Source organism: Alkalibacterium psychrotolerans (assembly GCF_054784355.1).
Genome location: NZ_BAAGPH010000005.1, coordinates 19,656 through 41,043, shown reverse-complemented (window position 1 = coordinate 41,043; position 21,388 = coordinate 19,656). Strand labels below are relative to the sequence as shown.

Annotated in this window: 16 protein-coding genes; 1 reads left to right on the top strand and 15 read right to left on the bottom strand. The window is 37.6% G+C overall.

What is annotated here, in order from left to right; genetic code table 11:
* Window positions 1–181: 181 nt before the first annotated feature.
* The 13 genes from ACYVLS_RS01115 to ACYVLS_RS01055 form a co-directional block, all read right to left on the bottom strand.
* Complete coding sequence (locus ACYVLS_RS01115) at window positions 182–1,105, bottom strand: nitroreductase family protein (protein WP_460320260.1); 924 nt, start codon at window positions 1,103–1,105, stop codon at window positions 182–184.
* Window positions 1,106–1,201: 96 nt separating this feature from the next.
* Window positions 1,202–2,662 (bottom strand): oligosaccharide flippase family protein, encoded by a 1,461-nt coding sequence (locus tag ACYVLS_RS01110; protein WP_460320257.1) that lies wholly within the window; start codon window positions 2,660–2,662, stop codon window positions 1,202–1,204.
* Window positions 2,663–2,686: 24 nt separating this feature from the next.
* On the bottom strand, window positions 2,687–3,895 hold the full coding sequence (locus tag ACYVLS_RS01105) for a polysaccharide pyruvyl transferase family protein (protein WP_460320255.1): 1,209 nt from the start codon (window positions 3,893–3,895) through the stop codon (window positions 2,687–2,689).
* A 97-nt stretch (window positions 3,896–3,992) separates the two neighbouring features.
* A complete protein-coding gene (locus ACYVLS_RS01100; protein ID WP_460320252.1) occupies window positions 3,993–5,063 on the bottom strand; it encodes a hypothetical protein in 1,071 nt (356 codons plus the stop codon).
* 41 nt (window positions 5,064–5,104) lie between these two features.
* On the bottom strand, window positions 5,105–6,436 hold the full coding sequence (locus tag ACYVLS_RS01095; RefSeq protein ID WP_460320249.1) for a hypothetical protein: 1,332 nt from the start codon (window positions 6,434–6,436) through the stop codon (window positions 5,105–5,107).
* Window positions 6,420–7,577, bottom strand: a complete 1,158-nt coding sequence (locus ACYVLS_RS01090) for a glycosyltransferase family 4 protein (protein ID WP_460320246.1) — start codon at window positions 7,575–7,577, stop codon at window positions 6,420–6,422. The genes ACYVLS_RS01095 and ACYVLS_RS01090 overlap by 17 nt, the downstream gene beginning before the upstream one ends.
* Window positions 7,578–7,590: 13 nt before the next feature.
* Window positions 7,591–8,334: a glycosyltransferase family 2 protein gene (locus ACYVLS_RS01085; RefSeq protein ID WP_460320243.1), complete on the bottom strand. Its 744-nt coding sequence runs from the start codon at window positions 8,332–8,334 to the stop codon at window positions 7,591–7,593.
* A gap of 20 nt (window positions 8,335–8,354) precedes the next feature.
* On the bottom strand, window positions 8,355–9,443 hold the full coding sequence (locus ACYVLS_RS01080) for a glycosyltransferase family 4 protein (RefSeq protein ID WP_460320265.1): 1,089 nt from the start codon (window positions 9,441–9,443) through the stop codon (window positions 8,355–8,357).
* 46 nt (window positions 9,444–9,489) lie between these two features.
* Window positions 9,490–10,662, bottom strand: a complete 1,173-nt coding sequence (locus ACYVLS_RS01075; protein WP_460320240.1) for a hypothetical protein — start codon at window positions 10,660–10,662, stop codon at window positions 9,490–9,492.
* Between the two features lie 16 nt (window positions 10,663–10,678).
* Window positions 10,679–11,797, bottom strand: a complete 1,119-nt coding sequence (wecB, locus tag ACYVLS_RS01070; RefSeq protein ID WP_460320238.1) for a non-hydrolyzing UDP-N-acetylglucosamine 2-epimerase — start codon at window positions 11,795–11,797, stop codon at window positions 10,679–10,681.
* A gap of 161 nt (window positions 11,798–11,958) precedes the next feature.
* Complete coding sequence (locus tag ACYVLS_RS01065) at window positions 11,959–12,924, bottom strand: glycosyltransferase family 2 protein (protein ID WP_460320235.1); 966 nt, start codon at window positions 12,922–12,924, stop codon at window positions 11,959–11,961.
* Between the two features lie 23 nt (window positions 12,925–12,947).
* Window positions 12,948–14,375 (bottom strand): lipopolysaccharide biosynthesis protein, encoded by a 1,428-nt coding sequence (locus tag ACYVLS_RS01060; protein ID WP_460320232.1) that lies wholly within the window; start codon window positions 14,373–14,375, stop codon window positions 12,948–12,950.
* A gap of 51 nt (window positions 14,376–14,426) precedes the next feature.
* Window positions 14,427–15,479: a glycosyltransferase family 2 protein gene (locus tag ACYVLS_RS01055; protein ID WP_460320229.1), complete on the bottom strand. Its 1,053-nt coding sequence runs from the start codon at window positions 15,477–15,479 to the stop codon at window positions 14,427–14,429.
* 536 nt (window positions 15,480–16,015) lie between these two features.
* On the opposite strand from ACYVLS_RS01055, the gene galE reads away from it, so the two are divergent.
* Window positions 16,016–17,029 (top strand): UDP-glucose 4-epimerase GalE, encoded by a 1,014-nt coding sequence (galE, locus tag ACYVLS_RS01050; protein WP_460320226.1) that lies wholly within the window; start codon window positions 16,016–16,018, stop codon window positions 17,027–17,029.
* Between the two features lie 85 nt (window positions 17,030–17,114).
* Here galE and ACYVLS_RS01045 read toward each other — a convergent pair whose 3' ends face one another.
* Window positions 17,115–18,644 (bottom strand): family 16 glycosylhydrolase, encoded by a 1,530-nt coding sequence (locus tag ACYVLS_RS01045; protein WP_460320224.1) that lies wholly within the window; start codon window positions 18,642–18,644, stop codon window positions 17,115–17,117.
* Between the two features lie 338 nt (window positions 18,645–18,982).
* The gene (locus ACYVLS_RS01040; RefSeq protein WP_460320222.1) at window positions 18,983–21,334 is read right to left on the bottom strand and encodes a glycoside hydrolase family 16 protein; all 2,352 of its coding nucleotides are present in this window, start codon (window positions 21,332–21,334) and stop codon (window positions 18,983–18,985) included.
* Window positions 21,335–21,388: the final 54 nt, after the last annotated feature.

Here is a 21,388-nt window from a genome sequence, read left to right as displayed (position 1 = left end):
TATGCAAACCAACGGTTAGCTGAGAGAAAGAACAGAAAAGAAATAGCCGTGTAATTTTTAAAAAATAGTCATTTTGAAATTAGACGAGTGTTTCCTTTTTTAAAAAGTTAGTTATGAAATTGGTTCAGTTACATAAAAGAATATGTCTCTTTAATTTTAAACTTAATTACTTTTTAACTGCCTAATAGTACTCATACTTGACATGTCTACGGTCAGATTTGGGTACCTTATATTCATCTACGTAATTACCCACTCCGATAAACATTATGAAGTTTTCGTAGTCAGGAATATTAAACACTTCTCTCAAATTATCTTCCTGTTTAAGATTCAGAGATCCACTAAGCGGCACCGCTGCTATATCATAGTAATGTAACGCATAGAGTAGATTCATAGCGTACATACCGCCGTCGATATTAGCTTGGTTCCTCTCACGAATACGATCATAGTACTGAACATCTGAAGTGATTATAATGAACTTATCAATGTAATCCCCGAAACCACGATTCCCGTTCTGATTTTTCTGAATTGTCTTTTTCAATTTAGGATCTTCTACGACACGAACCCTCCAGGACTGGCGATTACAGGCTGATGGCGTACGTTTAGCTAGCTCAAGGGCTTTTTCCAGACTTTCTATGGACACAGGTACATCAGAATAGTCACGCACACTGTGTCTACTTTCAGAGAAAATCTTGAAATCCTGCTTCGACTGTTCTAGGACACTTTGCTTGGTCTTATGAAGTATACCGCCTGAACAGTTATCAGGTGTTCCCGTTTCAAGCTCTTTCACTTCTTCTTTCAATGAATCGATATTGAATCCAGCTTCATCGTGTACCGCAATATAACTGTGTAGATTACTTAAAGCAGTCTGATAAACATGAGTATCCAAAGGATAACCATTTTTCCGATATTCCTTCATTAAATCCAGTACATTATTCAGAACCTGTTTTCCGAAACCCAATCTCAGTTCTTTGTAAGACAACCCTTTTTCGATTGAGTGGTATTCTTTTGTCAATCGGGCTTCAATCTGATTGAAGGCGGATAAATCCTTTTTGCCAAAGCTGTACTTTAAAAAACGCTCCTGATCTTTTTTGATAAGCTTCTTCATCTGGTGCTCTTTAAGTTGCTTTATTATCAAGAGCCTTAGTGAATTTGGTATCAGTTTTTTAATCTTTTTTTTCATTATTTATTCCTTTCGATTGTTCTATTTACTCAATGCCAAGTTTTTCATACTAACCAATGTTTTCTTATCTATAAGCAGATAAGTAACTAGATAGGCGAATCCTCCTCCAATGACACTAATGATAAGCTCAACTAAATTACTAACATTTCCTGTCGAAAATAGCCTTATGCCGAGAACCACTACTATCAACATAACAGATGCAATGACAGTGTTTTTAAATAAAGCCAAGTAACTTTTAAATGTGGAATGCAAGTACATCGTTGTTAGATATTGTAGTGTCATGGTTTTTATAACCAAGTATACGGCATATAATACAACGATATAATAAATACCCAGCCCAATCAAAGAGAAACTAAGCAGTATTATGATGTAAACTGAATTAACGATTATATCAGTATACAATACCAGATTCGGTTTATTTACCGAATAGAGTAGAGATGTCGCCAGATTCGCTGTCAGGATATAAGGAATATAAGAGAGTGACAGTATAACAAAGAAATCAGCACTTTCTAGCCATTCAGCCCCAAATAGAACTGGAATAAACGAATGAGCAGTCAGTGCGATCCCTATAAATATTGGAAAGGCAAAGATTCCTAAATACTTAGAAATTTTGTTATAGGCATTTGTCAAGCGGGTCAAATCGTTTTTCACCTTAGACAATACTGGGAACATAACTTTTGCAAAAGATGTCGTAATCAGTATTCGTAGCTTACCAAGCATATTCTTGGCAAAGTGATATAGACCAAGTATCTCAGCTGAAAGAAAGTATCCGATGATTAGCTCGTCAATGTGATGAGTAATTTGTGTCATCAACTGTTTGGCAACAATATATACACCAAACTTGATGAAAGGTTTTATTTCGCTAAGTCTAAAATGCCAATAGAGATGAAGCAAGTCCACTCTATATGACTCGATCATTACTAGAATGGCCATAACTGCAACAGAAATAACTTGTCCGAGCACGACACCCAAGAGGCCGAAGTCCAATATTAGAAATAAGACTATTGTAACAACTAGTACAGCTTCACGAATAATTTGAATAATCGACAAGGCTTTAAAATGCAATTCTTTTTCTAGAAAAGCTGTAAAGAGTATAACCGGTGCATTGAAGAACACAGATAAACTTAAGATAGGTAACAAGCTTATCAAGGCTTCCATATCATAGAATGCTGACATGATTGGTGAGAACAGAATAATCAGAACCCCAATAACCACACTAAATGCCGTCTGAAAGACGAATAATGAAGAACGTTCATTTTTAGAAATCTCATCTCTTTGAATGATGGCTGTGCTTACACCGAAATTTTCCAATACAGAAATAAGTGATACAAAGACATTAATAATCGCCATGACACCAAACTCAGTTGGACTAAGGTATCTAGCTTTAAAAATAAGCAGTAATGGGGCAGCTAGCGAATTAATTACGGTTTTTATTGTAGTCCATTTTATGCTGCTTACTGCCTGTTTTTTCAATTTTGACATGTCATGCTTCTCTCCATTCGATCCTTAAAAAACTTTAAATAAATTGGTCGAATTCTGTACATCAGCCAACCTTTTTGAAATAACCTCGGATTCTTTTGAATGTTCATTTAATAATCTGATAACTGCTGCGTTTAATTTATCTTTATCCAAACTTTCACGTACATCAAACATATAATCGTATTGATTAAATAGTTTCAACAACTCATGATACTTAGTCGCCCAACCGATTGCTATACATGGCACTTGATTCTTGTAAGAGTGCACAATCGAATGAAAACGTGAGCCAATAATGAAATCAAGCTTTTCTACAAGAATATCAAATTCTAAAGAACTAATGTCTTTATCAAGCAGAATGACGTTCTTCTGCGGGAACATGTTTTTGATATTTTGACAGACTACCTTATCATTATGAGAATGTCTCAGGATATATATACTCTTTTTATTATCTAAAGCAGTTTCTATAACATACTTATAGGCAGCATACACGTCTTCATTCTTACCGTGCTTAAAGTTTTCTTCGTTGGGCACAATTGCAATAGCATTTTCAACATCTTTATAAGAAGGAAATTCCGGTACATCTGTATAAATATTATTAAGATTCAGATCTTTGTTCATTAGTACCATATCATATGTTCGTTCTACATTATTTAACCCTAGTTCATTCGTAAGAATATCATATCCTTCTTGTTCTCTAGCATAAATTTTGACAGGATACGGCATAGCTTTTTTTATAAGGTAGTTAATGATTACTCTGTTCTTGCCCTCATATGAAAATGGTCCAAACGACTGTGGCATTATAGCCATTTTGATATCATGACTTTTGGCTGTCAGAATACGCAAAAGAAAATCAAGCGAACGGTTGGAGGTGAACTGTGAAGATAACGCATACCCACTAATATCTATCCAAGCTACAACATTGTCTAACATTTTCCCAATCTTTTCTTTTTCACCCTGATATTTACTTTTTGATGGTTTCTTAACTAAATTCTTCAGCTTGTATAGTGACCCGATTGGTCCGCCAATATAATCATAAATCCAGCCAGTAGAAAAAGGCATGATTGTAAATTTATACTGTTTTTTTTCTTCTACAGAACGTTTGAAGTCACTAGTTGAGAGCAAGACGATTTCCGCATCAGGAAACCGTCTCTTCATCTGATCCACAGCAATAAAAGTCATCGCTTGTGCTCCCTTATTAAATAATTCTCCTCCTGAAATAAATACATATTTTTTCATAAGTCACCTCTGCTATTTTTTTAAAATCATGGTTAAACCCCATAGAAGCTGCATATGCTCAATGGGGTATATTTAAATAGTAATTTAAAGTAATTGATCAGTCATTGATTTGTACGACTTTGACAGGCAGATTATATGTGTCTGCCAACCTACGCTGTGCATTATACCATTTTTTTGAATCCTTTAGGCTATTTAATAAAATTACTACTTCTGTATTTTCTGAATGAATATACGCCTCAGACATTTTATTAACGTAACTGTAAGTTGACTTTTCGCTAATCATATTCAGTTTTTTATCTAGCTCGTTCTTCAAATCTTCTGGTAAAGCTGTATTGTGAATGATAACCTTATCATAGTTTAAAGGGTAGGCTATTAATTGAGCCGTTTCTCCTGCTTCAACTTTAGATGAATCATGTAGTAGAAAAATATCATCACTTCCTCTGTTATATGAGAAAGAATAAAGATCTTTATTCCTCAATACGCTCAACAGCAATAAACCAAGCATAGCCACTATCAAACCGAATAATGTTCCAACAATTATATCTGCAGTAAAACCACTAATAAAGTTACCGGGTAGTTCATCCGTTTCAGGTATTTCAGAATCAGATTCAATCAATAGTTGAGGTTCGCTCCATACATGGACCTCTTTATTTTCAAGAAAACTGACCACGCCATCAGTTAATCGATTATAATAAAAATTTGCAACCTCCATATTTTCCACGTCTGAGCCGACATTTACCATAATTGTAAAAACATTGGAATGATTACCTCTTATTACACCAAGCACACCTCGGTTGTTCCCTTGTTTTTCGAAACCGGATTCCTCAAGCTGTTCCATTCGAGATAAAATTGAGACACCAGTCTCATTTTCTGCTTCTCTAACAACTTCGGGTTGGATGACGTATTCTTCAAGTAAAGTTGTATTTGTATATGACCTACCATCCTCATACTCAATATAAATTTGAAAACCAGTAAAGTATTCTGCTTGCTCTTCTGTAATAATAGATGGATCATCGAAAGGTTCTATTTCATCTAATGTCGTATTTGAGCCCAGTAAAAAGTTTGTTGCAAGACTATAAGTGATTCCTACAGCCAAAGCAATTAACACTGCTTTTTTATAATTACGTTTAACAAAACGTTTTAGTTCTGTCCATATGATTTTATTCATTTCTCTCTCCTACTTTTTATAGATATATTTAATAGAGATTGTCAGATATTTCTCATTCCCAATTTAGGCTGTGATGAAATCAGAAGTGATTTCTTTCCTTTGTAAGCTGCACTCTTTTCGGTTGCTGCCTCTGATAAAAACAGGCTATACATAGGAGGGATTAGTGGAATAACAACTTCCCCTTTCACTTCAAAAATAAATAGTGTAAGGATGATAAGAAAAGCAAGAAATCTATTTTCCTTGCGCATCAAACCGACACCTATAGTCATTATTAGTGGTACAAGGTAACTAATAATCAATTGTGGTAACCCACCAAACAGAACTGGTCTCAGAAAACCGACATCCACTCGCATATAATAAGTCCCGGTCTGAAGATTAGTGTAGAACCCATCACCCAGAAGCAATGTTCTAAGTTCAGGAACAAAATACATACTCCAGAGATGGTCGGTAGATCCTACATTGAAGGATCCTGTTGTCACCAGATTCTGAATCGGTGTAACGACCCAACTATACCATTCAGCAAGGGTATCGTTATACTCACTCAGCACTGTAAGTATAAAAAAAAGAAGGATAAGGAGTCCGACAAAGGAAAAAGCCATCTGGATTTTCCTGTTTTTAACCATAATGTAGAGGACACTAATACCAATTATTGCTATCGAACTTAGCAGACCAGAACGTCCGTAAAAAGCATTCCCCAACAATAACAGTATCATATTTAAAAGATCCATCTTTTTAATAGGCTGCGTCGTATTAATATCTTTAACAATAAAATAAATTGTAAAAGCTACTGCTAGGGTCATCATGAATGTGACTGTGAATCCTGAGTATCCTGCCCACCCAAATCTTGCAACATAGGCGGGGTTGTTCCTTATGAGAGCCAAGCCTCTAGGGCTTTCAAGAATTATACTAATCCAAAACTCTCTTATTTGAGGAATTACTAACATGAGGATGGAAACTAATACATAGTTCCTTGCTGTTATTATGAAAATCCTCAGGAAGTTTTCTTTCATTCTGGCCCTTCCTAGCCACCTTTTAATCAGATCAAGTAGAACTACATAAGTTATCAGGTACGACAAGTATCTTACATGAACTGAAAAATATGTAAAATCATATGTCTTATATAGTAATGGAGTGAAGAATGATAATAAAACAGCTAAAATATAAAAAATATTTCCAAGGATGAAAAGCGTTTTGTGCTTTCCGATATTCAAAAACAGTTCATTGACACTCTTTAAGTTAATAATAATGTAGAGGCCTAAAATACCAAAAACAATAATTTGCTGAATAGCTGTACTCACGAAGTTAAAATAAAAGCGAAAGATGAAATAATGAGCAATGAGTATAATAATAAATTGTTTACTTTTTTCTGTCACTATTATCCTCCCTCCTTACATCTGTTAAAGAAATATAATCTTTCTTAAACTCTTCTGAAATTGTTTTCCAATTAAACATCTTGTACTTATCAATTGCGTTCTTTGAGAAAAAATTATAGTCGTTTATGATATCTGCCATTTTATCCGCAATATCCATAGAATCATTTGAGTTTACTGGAAAACCAATTTGGCCGTAATCAAATTGTCCGTCGAAACCTTGCCCTTTAGAATAGATAACAGGTAGTCCTTGGCTCATTGCTTCAGGATAAACAAGTCCAAAGGTTTCAGAATGTGACGGCATTACAAAAATATCATTGCTTCTATAAAGGTCCAAAAGCACGTCCCTGTCAGCCGGAGGTAGCAGTGTCACCTGTAAATCATCTACTGCTGCAAGTTCATCATATATTTCCTGGTCAACAGTTTTGCCGATGAATGTAGCTTCAGTTTGTATTCCATATTTTTCTTTAAGCTTCCTCATTGCCGCTAATACTCCTAGTGCATTCTTTGATTTCTTAAGTTTACCTACATATAGAAGTTTTACTGGACTCTCTGATGCCAGCTCCTTTGGTCTGTATTCATTCTCGAACCAGAATTGATCGATACCATTAGGAATGACCTTGGATTTTTGTTCAAAAGGTTTTTTATCTCCTTTTATGTACTCAGACAGGAGTGTTTGTTTATTGGCTTCAGAAAGAAAAACGATACGTGACGCATCTTTTAAAATTCTTCTGCCGCGAGGCCTTAAATTTATTCTCTTTTTGAAAAAACCATCTATATCTGTCATACCTCTCACAGTTACAATGTAAGGTACACCATACTTATTTGACAAGTATCTCGCTGCATTTCCATCTGTAAACAAAGTATGGGCATGTATAATATCAAAATCTTTGAAATCATACAATTCTTCCATTTTTCTAATTATCTTGTATTGCTTTAATGTAAATATATATTTGTCCTTACCCTTAAAAGTTATAGGTGTTTTTACATTGTATCTAGATTCATATAAAAACTCATCAATTGTTTCATTTTTTACAGGCATGTAAATTGTATTATCAATACATTTGTTCTCAAGTTGCTCAATTAGATTCTCGTGGAGTTTGGACGTTAAATAATTAGAATTAATATGAAAGACTTTTAACATGTTGTATCAACCTTCATTTCTTTTTAAGAACAGAATAAATTTTGTGTATAAGTAAAAATACTGATTTTAAAAGTGGAAGCTTTTCGATTTCTCTGTAAACTTTCCACTGATACTTAATTAGCTTCTTTTTATTTTTGGACAGAGAGCCTTTTCTGACTCTGTAATAAGTTAGCGCTTCTGGCAATCCATAAACATACTTCGCTTTCTTAATGACCTGCAACCACATAACAAAGTCATTTCTCCTTTTAATATCAGGAATAAAAAAAACACCAAGTTCCTTTGCATTATACATAACAGTTGAATTTCCAGGGCAGTATTTAAGGACTCCCTCATAATCTAATTGGGCATGAGATCTAATAACTGCTCCAGTCTCTTCACCAGATTCATTAATTTCCGCATAGTCCGTACTAGTAAACAGATAATTATTTTTTTTCATAAAATTAAGTTGTTTAGTCAGTTTTTCTTTATCCCATAAATCATCACTGTCGAGAAATGCAATGTAATCTCCTGTAACTTCCTTAAGTGCCGTATTTCTAGCAACAGCAGCACCTTGGTTACTTAAAAGCTTCACTAGATGAATCCTGTCATCGTCATATCCATTGATAATTGAAACAGAATTATCATCTGAACAGTCATCTACAATGATTAGTTCCCAATTCTCATGAGACTGTTCAATGATAGAGTCGATTGTTTGCATTATATACTTTTCTGCATTATATGTCGGCATCACTATCGAAACTAGATTATTCGTACTCATAATTATCCCCTACTATTATACTATTTATTGTCTTTATTGTTTAGCTTATTCACAAATCGTCTTAATTTATTCAATAATGGTCTTCTGTCTTCACCAACTAGTCCAATCAGCTCGATAAAAATTTCCAAACCTAATAATAATGCAATGGTAATTAATATTGATCCATATAATGATGATAACGGATATAGTAGCGCAATCATAGAAAAAATTCCAGCAATCAAATAAATAACCAGAACTGTTTGTTTGTGAGTCAACCCCAGTGACATTAATCTGTGATGCATGTGATGTCTATCTGCACTAGACATAGGCATATTATTAAGCTTTCTTCTTAACATGGCATATACTGTATCGGTAATAGGAATTCCCAAGATTACTATTGGAATTATAAGAGAAATTAGCGTGACATTTTTTAAGCCGTATAAAGACATGACCGATATCATAAAACCTAAAAACAGCGCTCCCGTGTCTCCCAGATAAATCCTAGCCGGGAAAAAGTTGTAAGGTAAAAAGCCGATTATAGCACCAACTAGTGTGAAAATAATAATTCCTGTAACAAAACTCGTTGATTCTAAAAAGAACACACCAATAATTCCCATAGTAGTCAAAGCTATGATTGAGACCCCGCTAGCCAGTCCGTCCAGTCCATCAATCAAATTAATCGAATTGGTTATTGCGAGAATCCAAAATATCGTTAGCGAAAAACCCATCCATGTAGGAAGAAAAACCTCATCCATAAAAGGAATATTTACTTGAACAACAGTAAGATCGTTCATCAGTACGATAATCACAGATGCAATAATTAACCCTAACATTTTCGCTTTTGGACTGATTTCTTTTATATCATCTATTATTCCAGTAAAAAGGACTATTGTAGAGGCGATAAATATAGGGACGGATATACTCAACTGAACAGGTTGTAAAACGAAAAGCGAGAAAAAAAAGGTTAGATATATTGATAAACCTCCCATAGAAGGCATCGTCTCTTTATTTACTCTGCGATTATTAGGTACGTCAACTGCGCCTATTTTAAATGAAAGCTTTCTAACTAAAGGTGTCATCAGCACGCTTATTAAAATTGTCAATATTACATTTACTATAACTTGATACATATCATACATAAAGTGTTGCCTCCTTTCTCTAATTCAATCATTACACTTATTCTTCGGATAAGCCATATAGAAATACAAACAGCAGAAATAGCCAGTATGCCGGATTTAAGTAGCCGCCTTTGGCCATATTCATAATCACAAAGAATGTGAATGTAGAAAAACTATTAATAAGTAAATAAATAGTTAATCCGAGATAAGGGATAAAACCGATTAAACCTAGATCACTCAACATGTAGGCGTAGATATTTGTTACTGGCGGAGTATGTCCGATTCCATTCCCCATCAGAAGTCTATTCTCATCCACATACATCCAAGCACCCAAGATGCGAATATTCGCAGATCCATCTTCCCCACTAAGAATATTTCTCGTCCGTTCAATAATCGCTACATCAATAAAATTCCAAAAATAAAATAATAGCACTGATAATAAAACTAAGGATAAAATATACCACTTTGACCACAATAGTTCTTTCTTTGAAAAGCGAGAAAATACAAAAACTATGTTAGTTAATAAGAAAACCAGAATCATACTGTAACTTAATGTGAGTAATATACCTGTTGCAAAAATAAATAGCACTGTTTTCTTTCTTTTAATTTCTTTAGACTTGATGTTGGAAAAGTACAAAATGTTCAAATAGTAACCTAAATGAGCTGGTTCAGAAAAAAAACTTCTTGACCGCACTATAGCTTCATTGCCTGCATAAAAATAACTTCTCGTATCTTGTCGAGTGAATGTCCAAACAAAATGAGGCACTTCTAAACTTTCCATATAGATAAATAAGGTCAAAATGAATCCAACCAAAACAGCACCTATAGCCAACAGATTATTCATTTTCAGGAAAGCAATACTAAGCTGATTTAGTTTAATATAATTAAATATAAGAATTATAGATATAGTATAGAAAGTTAGTTTTAGAATCGATAATAATGCCCTTCGTTGACTAAACCAGTAGTCATTGTAAAAATAAGACAACACAAAAGTTATCGCTAATATAGCAAATATTGCAAGTATTATTAGTATCTGATCATATCGAATATGAAACTTACCAAGAAAAAGTATCAATAAAACAGCAGAAGCCAAAAGAAAATCTCCGAAGGACGAATAGAGCACCACCCAGTCACTTACTAAGAATGTCAAAGATACAAGTAACAATATAAGCGCTGACCAGCGTTGACCATACTTACTGTAAAGTTTTGTTTCATTAAATGAAAATTCCAAAATTAGTGCCTCTCCTTCATCCGAAGTAATGAGCGATTTCATCAATTATTCTACTACTTGCGAATCCGTCTCCGTAGGGATTAACAGCTTCAGACATTTCTTTGTAAATTAGTGGATTGTCTAGCAATTTGGATACTTCTTTAATAATATTATCTTTTTCTGTTCCAATAACTTTTAAGGTTCCTGTCTCCAAACCTTCAGGACGCTCAGTTTTATTTCTCAATACTAAGACGGGCTTGTTTAAAGCAGGTGCTTCTTCTTGGAGTCCACCGGAATCTGTCAGTACAAAGTAGGCTTTATTTATAGCCTGATGAAATACATCTACTTCCAGAGGCTCGATTAAGTGTATCCGTTCATGATCTCCAAGAAGTTCACGCGCCACTTTCTGTACAACTGGGTTTAAGTGCACAGGAATCAGCACTTCTACGTCATGATGTCTATTAACAACTTCAACTATAGCCTCAAAAATATTTTTCATCGGTTCGCCGTAATTCTCGCGACGATGAGAAGTAAGCAATATCCATTTATGATCTCGCTTTGAATCCATTAATTCAAGCGCTGCATGATTGACTAGGCTATTTTTTGTGTAAAGAACAGAATCAATAACCGTGTTGCCCGTTACAACTATTCGCCTTTCATCCTTGCCTTCTGCAATTAAATTTTTTTTAGTAACTTCCGTTGGCACGAAGAACAGATCAGTAATTGCATCAATCAACTGTCTATTCCCTTCCTCAGGAAAAGGGAAATATTTGTCATGCGTTCGAAGTCCGGCTTCCACATGCCCAATTGGGATTTTATGATAGTAAGCAGCCAGAGCTGCCGCTAAACTTGTGGTCGTATCTCCGTGAACTAAAACCATATCTGGCTGTTCTTTGACTAATAAAACTTCTATACCTTTCAAGACATCAGAAGTAATATCTGAGAGAGTCTGGTAGTTTTTCATGATATTTAAATCGTAATCCGGTTTTATATTAAAAACTACTAGTACTTGATCAAGCATTTCTCTATGCTGAGCAGAGACAATGATGCATGTTTCAAAGTCATCCTGATATTTTTTCAATTCTTGAATGACTGGTGCCATTTTGATAGCTTCTGGACGTGTTCCAAAAACTATCGCAATTTTCTTTTTCTCCATCCTGTCTCTTCTCCATTCTGTGGCTATAAATAATTAGTAATAGCGTGCTACTGAGCGCTCAAAGATTGCCACAATCAAAAGCTATCTTACCATAAATCGAAACTCATCTGATAAGATTTCAGCGATTTTTCATAATCTAGTAATGGTATATGTCTTCTTATTCACTTTTTGTTCTTATATTTTAGGTGCTGCTTAAGTCGGACTCCACGAATAAATAATTTGTCTCTGAATGTAACAGACTTAAATTTACTAAGTTGGCGTTTCTGTTCAGGATGCACGTCACTCATTTGAAGTCCATTATAAATTGAAAGTAACTGCCGTTTAATAAAGCATCTCTGTAGATCTGAGTATTTTTCTTTCATATATTCTGCTTCAAGCGATTTAAATATTTTAATATATGAAACAAACGATTTCAACTTATGATGATTTGTACGAACCGTCATTGTTGAAGCAGTCCTGTAACGTCGGTGATAATAATTTTTGTCAAGGTATATCATCTTATTAAGATTCGCAAAAAGTACAGTTGTAAAGTATTCATCTTCGTGCAATGCTCCTTCAATAAACAAAAGGTTATTGCAGTCCAAAAATTCCTTTTTAACTATGTACAAACACGGTGATGGTGTGAACGATTTGATACTTTTCCTGAGAACTTCTTCTCCAATGTACAATCTTTTGTTCTCAAGTATTCCAGAAAAATTGTAGTTGTTTTCTTTGATAACTGATCCAATACCTTCATCGAAAGAGACTCCATTGAATCGCACAATATCAGTTTGCGTTTCTTCGAGCTGCTTGACTGCTTCTTCAACAGTCTCGGGTTCAATCCAGTCATCAGAATCCACAAAGTAGATATACTTGCCATTAGCAAGTTTCATTCCTTCGTTGCGTCTGGCGCCCTGGCCTTTATTGTTGCTATTTACAATTAATTGAATCTTGTCCTCGTATTGCTTGAGCAAGTAAACCGTCGCATCAGTGGATCCGTCATCGAGAACGATAATTTCGATATTTGTGTATGTCTGATTGAGCAGCGACTCAATGCACTCTTCGACGTAGCGTTCAACATTGTAAGTTGGTATGATAATTGACACGAGCGGCTGATTGTCTATTGTATTGGTTTCTTTATAAGACATATGCTGCCTCCTAACTGTTTACGTTAAGCGTTGGATTGTTTAAACTCTCTTAAAATGCGTTTGAATTCACCGGTTACAAGTAACCCACCTATCCATAGTACTACAAAATAGCTTCCTTTTATCACTAAATTAATGAACAAATTAAATGGCAAATCTGGTAGAAGTAAAAAGCCACCGAATTGAATAAGTGCCAGCATAAGCGGTTTAATTAGTACTTTGAAGAAAGTAAGTAGTCTGTCATTAAACAATTTTTTCATTAGAAGGTAATTTGCCTGGATAAAGTTCAATGAAAAGGCTAGAACTAAAAAGGCTGCGACTGTTTCAATTTGTCCAAAGAGTACGCCTGTCACAATGCCGGTAATATTAAATACTGTAGAGAGTACTCCTGATAATAGAAGCAGATCCGTGCGGTTACCCGACTGAAAAATGCCGCCAGTGCTGGAGAGAATCATCTGCAGCCAGACTGATAAAGCTAGAATCTGGAAGGTTAGAACACTGCCCTCCCACTGTGATCCGAAGAGAACAAGGATGACTTCTTCTGCCGAGAAAAACAGAAAGACCGATAAGGGCATCCCAAGTGTCGCCAGTAGATTAGAAATTCTTAAATACACGCGCATGATGCGGTCTTTTTCGTTTTCATAGTCCGAAAGAATCGGATGAATAACGGAAGTGACAACGCTAGTCAGTGTCTGATTCGGGTACAAAGACACTTTGTAGGCCTGGTCATAATACGCCAGAGCACTTGATGAGAAATACCGACCAATTAACAGGTTGTCCAAGTTTCTTGAAAAGTAGTTAATGAAGTTGAACAAGAACTGGTTTCGAGAAAAAGCATAGATTTTTTTGAGCGGTGCCCAGTTAAATTTCAGTGTAACGGTTGTTTCGGTATTCAAGTAGAACACGATAAAGAGAATAAAGGCTTTGGTCGCATTACCGATAATCATGGCATAGTAACTGAAGCCCAGCAAGGCTAGTGCAATAGAGACCACACCTGACGTTAATGCCCCGGCAACGGTGGTCAGGTTAACCATCTTGAAGTTCTTGTCCCTTAAGAGCAGTGATTGGGGAACAACTAGAATACCGTAAAAGAAGACCGCTATCGCAAGAATTCGACTGACTGGAATGAAGACGTCATTGCCGTAAAATAGGCTCATTGGATAGCCGAGGAAAAAGAACAGAACGGCAAGTCCGAATGCTATGTACAGGCTGAAAGCGAATATCGAGTTGATTTCGTCTTTTCTAAGGTCTTTATTTTGAATCATGGCCGGTCCAATACCGAAGTCAGCCAGGAGCTGAAAGAAGACTAAAAAGATGTTCACTGCTGCGACAATACCGACTTCTCCTGGTGTTAGGATACGTGAGATGACGGCATTAACGAGGAGCTGAACGATGACGATCGAGTATTTCCCCATGGCTGTGTAGATGATTCCACTTTTAAACTGTTGAAACATAGTGCATAAACTCCTGACTGTGCTGCTACATTTTTTTACAGTAGCGCTTAATTAATTCTTGAAAAAGGTTTTGATTTTTTGAAAGGGCTGACTATAGTTTTTCGCTGCCGAGTTCCTAGTTTTCATTAAGACCATTGCATTTCTTGCATTGTTTTTTTTAAGTTCGTACAAGAGTGCATAACGGAACGGATTAGAATCACCGGTTTTAAATGGTAAAATTTTGACAGGTCCTATTTCATCCCAGAAATTGTTAAGTCGCTCGACTTTCTCTTGTGTTGAATAGGGACAGTCCGGATAGACGAGATTAGCAGTTTCCAGATAGATGGCATGAAAATATTCTTCTGCAATTAAATCGCTAAAGATGTGGCCTGCTCCCCATACCTCAATGAGTGCTTCAAAACTACTGGCAATATTTTTCTCCATTTGATAACGATTGCTTCGGTAACTGTTCACGGCTGATCCTTCGTGAGAAACATAGTGATAATAGGCTTTTCTGTTTACCGATATGGATTCAATATGCTTATAGACTTCGATATTAAAGAGCGCATCCTGGCCTTGTCTCTGTGAGCCGAAACGAATGCCGTTCTGTTTCAAAAACTCGCGGCGATATAGCTTGTTCCACAAGGCATAAGGTGAGAAATGATAAATGTTTCTAAAATGCGTGCGAATGTCTTCTTGCGAGTCCATTTGCGGCAAGTTCGGTAAATGAACTTCTCTGTTTTTGGCATCGCCTGCTTTTTCCTGGGTATAGCCAAATACGACACAGTCCGGCTGCTTTTTCTTCGCTACTCGGCTGTTGTCCGCTATCAAATAGGGATCAAAGTAGTCATCCGGGTCGGCAAAGTATATATAGTTGCCTGTAGCTTGCTCCAGACCGGCGTTACGTGCAGGACCGGACCCTTGGTTTTCCTGGTGAATAACGGTAATCAGCAATGGCTCATTTGCCGCATACTCATCACATATTAAACCAGAATCATCCGTCGACCCGTCATTGACCAGGATAATTTCACATACCCCATTTTTCTGAGCCAAAGCTGATTCAATAGCTCGCGGTAAGTGCTCTGCCACATTATAAACCGGCATAATAATTGAAACATCAAACATACACAGCGCCCTTTCTTTAATAGATTATATAGACTTTCTCGTACGAATTTTACCTCTGGCCATTATACCATATAGACTAAGCTTTCAAATAGTTTTCATAAAGTCTTAATAATTTATTTGTTTTTAAGATATTTGTAATGGGTATTTGGTTTGGTGTTATGGGTGCAGTAAACTGCATATTTTAATGAAATAGTTAAGTTTGTTTTTCTTTAAAGGGTTAAACTACAGCCAGGCTGTAGTTTAGTCATTCTTTCCGGCCTAAACTAAACAGTTCACCTCCTTTTAGCCTTCTGAGTGTAGTTTAGAAAACTGAACTACACTATTATGTCAGTTTTGTTTAGTTTAGCGCTCAAATGCTTTTTCAAAGTGGAGCAATCTGGCAGTGCCAGATTGTCACCCAATATTCTAAACAATCCTTTCATTTTATACAGATAAAATGTGCAACTGCTGACTGGAATGTGATACAATAAGTCTAGGTAAAATTATAAGTAAATTTTAGTAAATACACTAACGAACTCAAAAAGGAGCGAGTATTAATGGCCATTTTAGTTACAGGTGGAGCAGGCTACATTGGGAGCCACACCGTTATTGAACTAATTGAAGAAGGATACGACGTGGTTGTTGTAGATGATTATTCCAACTCGAAGCCGCTGGTTATTGACCGTATTGAAGAACTGGCCGGAAAGCGTCCAATCTTTCACGAAGTCAATATTACAAATAAAGGTGCGTTAAAGGAAGTTTTCGAAGCGCATGATTTGGAAGCAGTCATCCATTTTGCCGGCTATAAAGCAGTAGGAGAATCCGTTGCAGAACCCTTGAAATATTATGACAACAACTTGAACGGTACCATCGTCTTGATGCAGCTGATGAATGAGTACAATGTCAAAAAAATGGTTTTCTCATCAAGCGCAACCGTTTATGGCATGACAAACAAAGCGCCGTTCACAGAGGATATGCCGCTGTCTACCACTAACCCTTATGGAACGACGAAGATGTTCATCGAACAGTTTATTCAGGATCAGTTTGTGGCAGATGACAACTGGAGCGCGGCTCTATTGCGCTACTTCAATCCAATCGGCGCTCACTCTTCCGGCCGCATCGGTGAGGATCCGAATGATATTCCGAATAACTTGATGCCATATATTACCCAGGTCGCTGTTGGCAAACGCGAGAAGCTGTCTGTCTTTGGTTCAGACTATGATACGCCAGACGGTACTGGCGTCCGTGATTATATTCATGTAGTCGATTTGGCTAAAGGCCATATCCGTGCTTTAGAAAGTGTCTTGAAAACAACGGGTGTAGAAGCCTACAACCTGGGAACAGGCGTTGGCTACTCTGTCCTGGATGTCGTTAACGCTTTTAAAAAAGCTAATAATGTAGACATTCCTTATGAACTAGTCGACCGCCGTCCGGGAGATATAGGAACGAGTTACGCCGATGTATCCAAAGCGAAGCAGGAGCTTGACTGGGAAGCCTCTTACGGCATCGAAGACATGTGCCGTGATTCATGGAACTGGCAGAAAACCAATCCGAATGGCTATGACGTATAAGTTTTTAAATTAAATGACAAAGTGCCTGACAGTGAGAATCTTCCTCACTCGTCAGGCACTTTTTTGTCTATTCGATTAATATAGATTACTTACGTCTAAAGTATTTCATTCCTAAGCCAGCAACTAAGCCAATCAAGCCTATAGCGCCTACAGTCCACAGGATGGTTGCTGTTTGAGGCAACCCTTCACCTTCAGCAGTCTCAGAGTCTTCTTCTGTTTCGTCTGATGCATCGTCTTCATCCGATTCATCTGCATCTGAATCAGCTGGTGCCGCACTTGCTTCATGATTGGCGTTAGCGTCTTCATATGCCCGGACATACTCAACTTCTACTTGCGCAGGAAATTCTGTTGTGTCATCCGGATCCCCACCGAACCAGCCTCCAACAGCCAGGTTCAGAATGAGGTGAAATTCCTGATCAAAGGGTGCGGGATATTCGCCTTCTTCACTATACCAGTCGCCTGTTCTATAGAAGAGTTCATCGTTAACGTACCAGCGGATCTCTTCCGGTTCCCACTCAACAGCGTAGGTATTGAATTCCTGGGTGCTTCCTTCATCAAATCGGTAGGCCCCTTCACTATAGGTATTGTTTGGATAGATGCCACCATAGTGAATGGCACCGCTGACCTGATTGGTTTCTGATCCGCGGTTCTCCATGATGTCAATCTCACCTGACGCTGCCCATCCGCCGTAGACATCGTCTTCCGGCATCATCCAGAAAGCCGGCCAGTAGCCCTGTCCTTCCGGCAGCTTCATGCTTGCTTCAAAGCGTCCGTATGCCTGAGTGAACAAGCCTTCAGATGTAATTTTCCCAGATGTGTAGTCGTACTCACCGTACTCATCTGAGCGTTCTTCTTCTCTTGCTTCCAGAATCAGACGGCCATCTTCTACACGGACATTTTCTTCATCGTAATACTGCAGTTCGTTGTTCCCCCAACCGGAAATCCATTCGCCTTCGTTATAAAATCCATTTCCGGTATCGATAGTCCATTTGCTGGAGTCCAGGGAATCGCCTTCGAACTCATCCAACCAGGTCAGTTCCCATTCTCTTTCGGCATCCTCTTCTTCCACCTCGCCGAGTGACTGAACAGAAATATTGTCAAAAGTCAGGGTGTGTTCTTCTTCGGGCGTTTCTACCCCGTCCTGATGAACGTTGCCTAAGAGGAAATTCAACATCATCGTCCCTGACTGAAGCGTGTTAAACTCCACTTCAAATGTCTGCATTTCTTCGGTAATCAAGTGATGGGACTGCGGATTTTCTGAGAGATTTGTTCGTTCAACAGTAATAGGACGTTCAACTGTCGACTTTGCATCAAAAGTGATGACATATTTTTGATTCGCTTCAAGTTCGATGCCATCTTGCTGGAACTGACTGGACCAGCTAATAGGCACGCCCCACTCCGGGTGCATTCCGGCAATGCTGTGTACCGTCACGACTGCCTGTTCATCTTCTACATCAAAGGAAGATTCGCCTCCCTCACCATTCCATGTCTCCCAGTGATCCGTTCCTTCGCTGAAATCACCATTAAGGATAAGGTTGTCTTTTGTTTGATTATCTTCGGCCGCCATAGCGGGTGTTTCGGCACCATAACTCGTGCTCAAAACTGTCGGTGCCATTAACAAAACACTGCTAATGAGTACTATCTTCTTTCTCTTTATCATCTTTTTCGCTCCGTATTGCACTGTCCATTAAATAGTTTATTTTGTGGGGTGAAAACTGTATTTCACTCGCTCATTTGTTCTTATTCAGTTTCGGTTTTATAGCCAGTTTTTAGGAAGAGCTATACTACCCTAATTAGGATGTTAATAGTTTATCTATAAAGAAGCTATAAGCATTTTTAAGACAAAAAGGCCTGACTTGGAGATATGCACAAACTTACCGAGCTTCTCTAGTCAGGCACTTCATGTGTGTTTTAACCTTTTAACCTTTGTTAGTGGTAACTATTTTTTATCGATTACTTGCGTTTAAAGTATTTGATTCCTACTCCTGATACAAGTCCTGTTAGGCCTAAAGCACCTACAGTCCAGATAGCAGTAGCTGTTTCAGGTAAACGCTCACCCAGAGTAGTGTTTGAATCTTCAACATCAGTATCAGCAGCTGTTTCATCTTCAACGTCTGTGTCTGTATCTGTAACGTCACCTGCATCTGTTTCGTCATCTACGTCTGTTTCATCTTCTGCATCTGTATCGTCATCTACGTCTGTTTCATCGTCTGCATCTGTATCGTCATCTACGTCTGTTTCATCTTCTGTATCTGTATCGTCGCCTACCTCAGTTTCATCATCTGCATCTGTTTCATCGTCTATATCATCTTCGTCATCTATTGGTTCTTCATCTTCAACGAATTCTACTGCGCGTAAGCTAACATTATCCAGAAGCATAGTATAAGGCACTTCTAATTCTTCTTCGTCTGGTAAACGACCCAGTCCAAACATCAGTCGGAATACGCCTTCTTCGGAAACGTTTAAAATAAACTCATAAGTTTCCATATCATCATTCACTTCAAATACATTTAGTGCTGTTCCAGAATCAACAAGTTCAACACGAGCATTTCTAGTTAGTTCAGAAGCCATATCAAATGACAGTTTGTATGTGCCTGCTGGTACATTGACATCCTGGAATAGTTGAATCTGCCACCAGTCCCAGCCAACCTGCTGGATTTCTGCATTTAAGACCTCATCTACCACTGAGAACTCAGCTAAACCTGCCCAGCCTTCGTAATCGCCTTGATTATGGACATTCCATGTCATCATATCTTCAGGATTGCCAAACTCAGTTGTCTGTTCAAATGTACCGTCTTGTACTAAGTTTTCACCAATATATACCCACTCGCCGTCTTCATCATCTGGTTGTGGTTCAGCTGGTGCTTCAATAAATTCTGCCGCATGCAAGGCTACATTATCCAGTGTCATGAGGTATGGTGTTTCCAGTTCTTCCTCATCATGCTCACGTCCGAAGCCGAACAAGAATTTGAAGTCATCTGCTTCTTGTACGTGGAATATGATTTCATGCGTATCCATGCCTTCATTTACGGAGAAGACTTTAACCCCTTCGCCTGAATCTTCAAGTCTCAAACGCATGTCTCTTTCATGTTCAGAAGACATATCAAATGACAGTTTATAGGTACCTTCAGCTAAAGTCAGGTTTTGGAATAACTGTATCTGCCACCAGTTCCAGCCTACTTGTTCGATTTCTACATTTAATACATCGTCAACAATAGAAAAGTTTCCTTTACCTCCACCTGGATCATGGTCTGATAGGTTAAATAGATTCCATGTAGAAAGGTTATTCTCATCCCCAAATTCAGTTGTCTCTTCAAATGAACCGTCTACAATCAGATTTTCTCCAACAGATTCCCAGTTAGCTGGATCACGGTCTAAACCGTCGTCTTCATCTTCTTCTCTTGGAAGTGATGGTGTTGTGTCATAGTCAGCATTAGCATCCTCATAAACACGGACATAATCCACTTCTACTTGAGCTGGGAATTCAGTTGTTTCATCGGCTGCTCCACCGAACCATCCACCTACTGCTAAGTTTAAAATAAGGAAGAAATCTTGGTTGAATGGTGCAGGGTATTCAAAGCCAGCAGTGTGCCATTCACTTGTACTGAAGAACAAATCGTCATTAACGTACCATCTAATTTCTTCAGGTTCCCACTCAACGGCATAAGTATTAAATTCTGTTGTGCTGCCTTCTGTGAAGTCATACTCACCGTGAGTATAGGTGTTATTAGGCCACAGTCCACCGTAGTGAATCGCTCCACTTGTTTTGTCTGTTTCTGATCCAGCATTCTCCATAATATCAATTTCACCAGAAGCTGCCCATCCACCATATGTGTCATCTTGGGGCATCATCCAAAAAGCTGGCCAGAACCCTTGTCCGTCAGGAAGCTTCATACTTGCTTCAAAACGACCATAAGCTTGATAAAATTTGTCTCGGGTCAAAATTTTTCCAGAAGTATAGTCATATTCGCCATGTTCATCTTCCATATACTCTTCTCTCGCTTCAAGAATCAGGCGGCCATCTTCAATACGAACATTGTCTTCGTGATAATATTGGTCTTCATTATTACCCCAACCTGAAATCCATTCGCCGTCGTTATAAAAACCATTCCCCGTATCGATAGTCCAGTAATCTAAATTTAGCCCATCGCCATCGAAATTGTCTTCGAAAGTAACTTGCCAATCAGGTACATGACCATTTTCTTCTGCCATAACACTTGTTTCGCTGATTTGCATGGTATTTAAAACAGCTGGCCCTACTAATAATAAACTACAAATGACTGCAACGCTTTTCTGATTTTTCATCTTTTCCCTCCGTATTTCTGATTTTTTAAAAGGTTAAAACTATGGATTGGGTGC

Coding starts and splice junctions, on each gene's coding strand:
- ACYVLS_RS01055 (WP_460320229.1), bottom strand. CDS start 15,479: ATGTTTGATGTTTCAATTATTATGCCGGTTTATAATGTGGCAGAGCAC.
- ACYVLS_RS01040 (WP_460320222.1), bottom strand. CDS start 21,334: ATGAAAAATCAGAAAAGCGTTGCAGTCATTTGTAGTTTATTATTAGTA.
- ACYVLS_RS01100 (WP_460320252.1), bottom strand. CDS start 5,063: ATGAATAAAATCATATGGACAGAACTAAAACGTTTTGTTAAACGTAAT.
- ACYVLS_RS01115 (WP_460320260.1), bottom strand. CDS start 1,105: ATGAAGAAGCTTATCAAAAAAGATCAGGAGCGTTTTTTAAAGTACAGC.
- ACYVLS_RS01110 (WP_460320257.1), bottom strand. CDS start 2,662: ATGTCAAAATTGAAAAAACAGGCAGTAAGCAGCATAAAATGGACTACA.
- ACYVLS_RS01090 (WP_460320246.1), bottom strand. CDS start 7,577: ATGTTAAAAGTCTTTCATATTAATTCTAATTATTTAACGTCCAAACTC.
- galE (WP_460320226.1), top strand. CDS start 16,016: ATGGCCATTTTAGTTACAGGTGGAGCAGGCTACATTGGGAGCCACACC.
- ACYVLS_RS01105 (WP_460320255.1), bottom strand. CDS start 3,895: ATGAAAAAATATGTATTTATTTCAGGAGGAGAATTATTTAATAAGGGA.
- ACYVLS_RS01085 (WP_460320243.1), bottom strand. CDS start 8,334: ATGAGTACGAATAATCTAGTTTCGATAGTGATGCCGACATATAATGCA.
- ACYVLS_RS01045 (WP_460320224.1), bottom strand. CDS start 18,644: ATGGCACCGACAGTTTTGAGCACGAGTTATGGTGCCGAAACACCCGCT.
- ACYVLS_RS01065 (WP_460320235.1), bottom strand. CDS start 12,924: ATGTCTTATAAAGAAACCAATACAATAGACAATCAGCCGCTCGTGTCA.
- wecB (WP_460320238.1), bottom strand. CDS start 11,797: ATGGAGAAAAAGAAAATTGCGATAGTTTTTGGAACACGTCCAGAAGCT.
- ACYVLS_RS01080 (WP_460320265.1), bottom strand. CDS start 9,443: ATGTATCAAGTTATAGTAAATGTAATATTGACAATTTTAATAAGCGTG.
- ACYVLS_RS01060 (WP_460320232.1), bottom strand. CDS start 14,375: ATGTTTCAACAGTTTAAAAGTGGAATCATCTACACAGCCATGGGGAAA.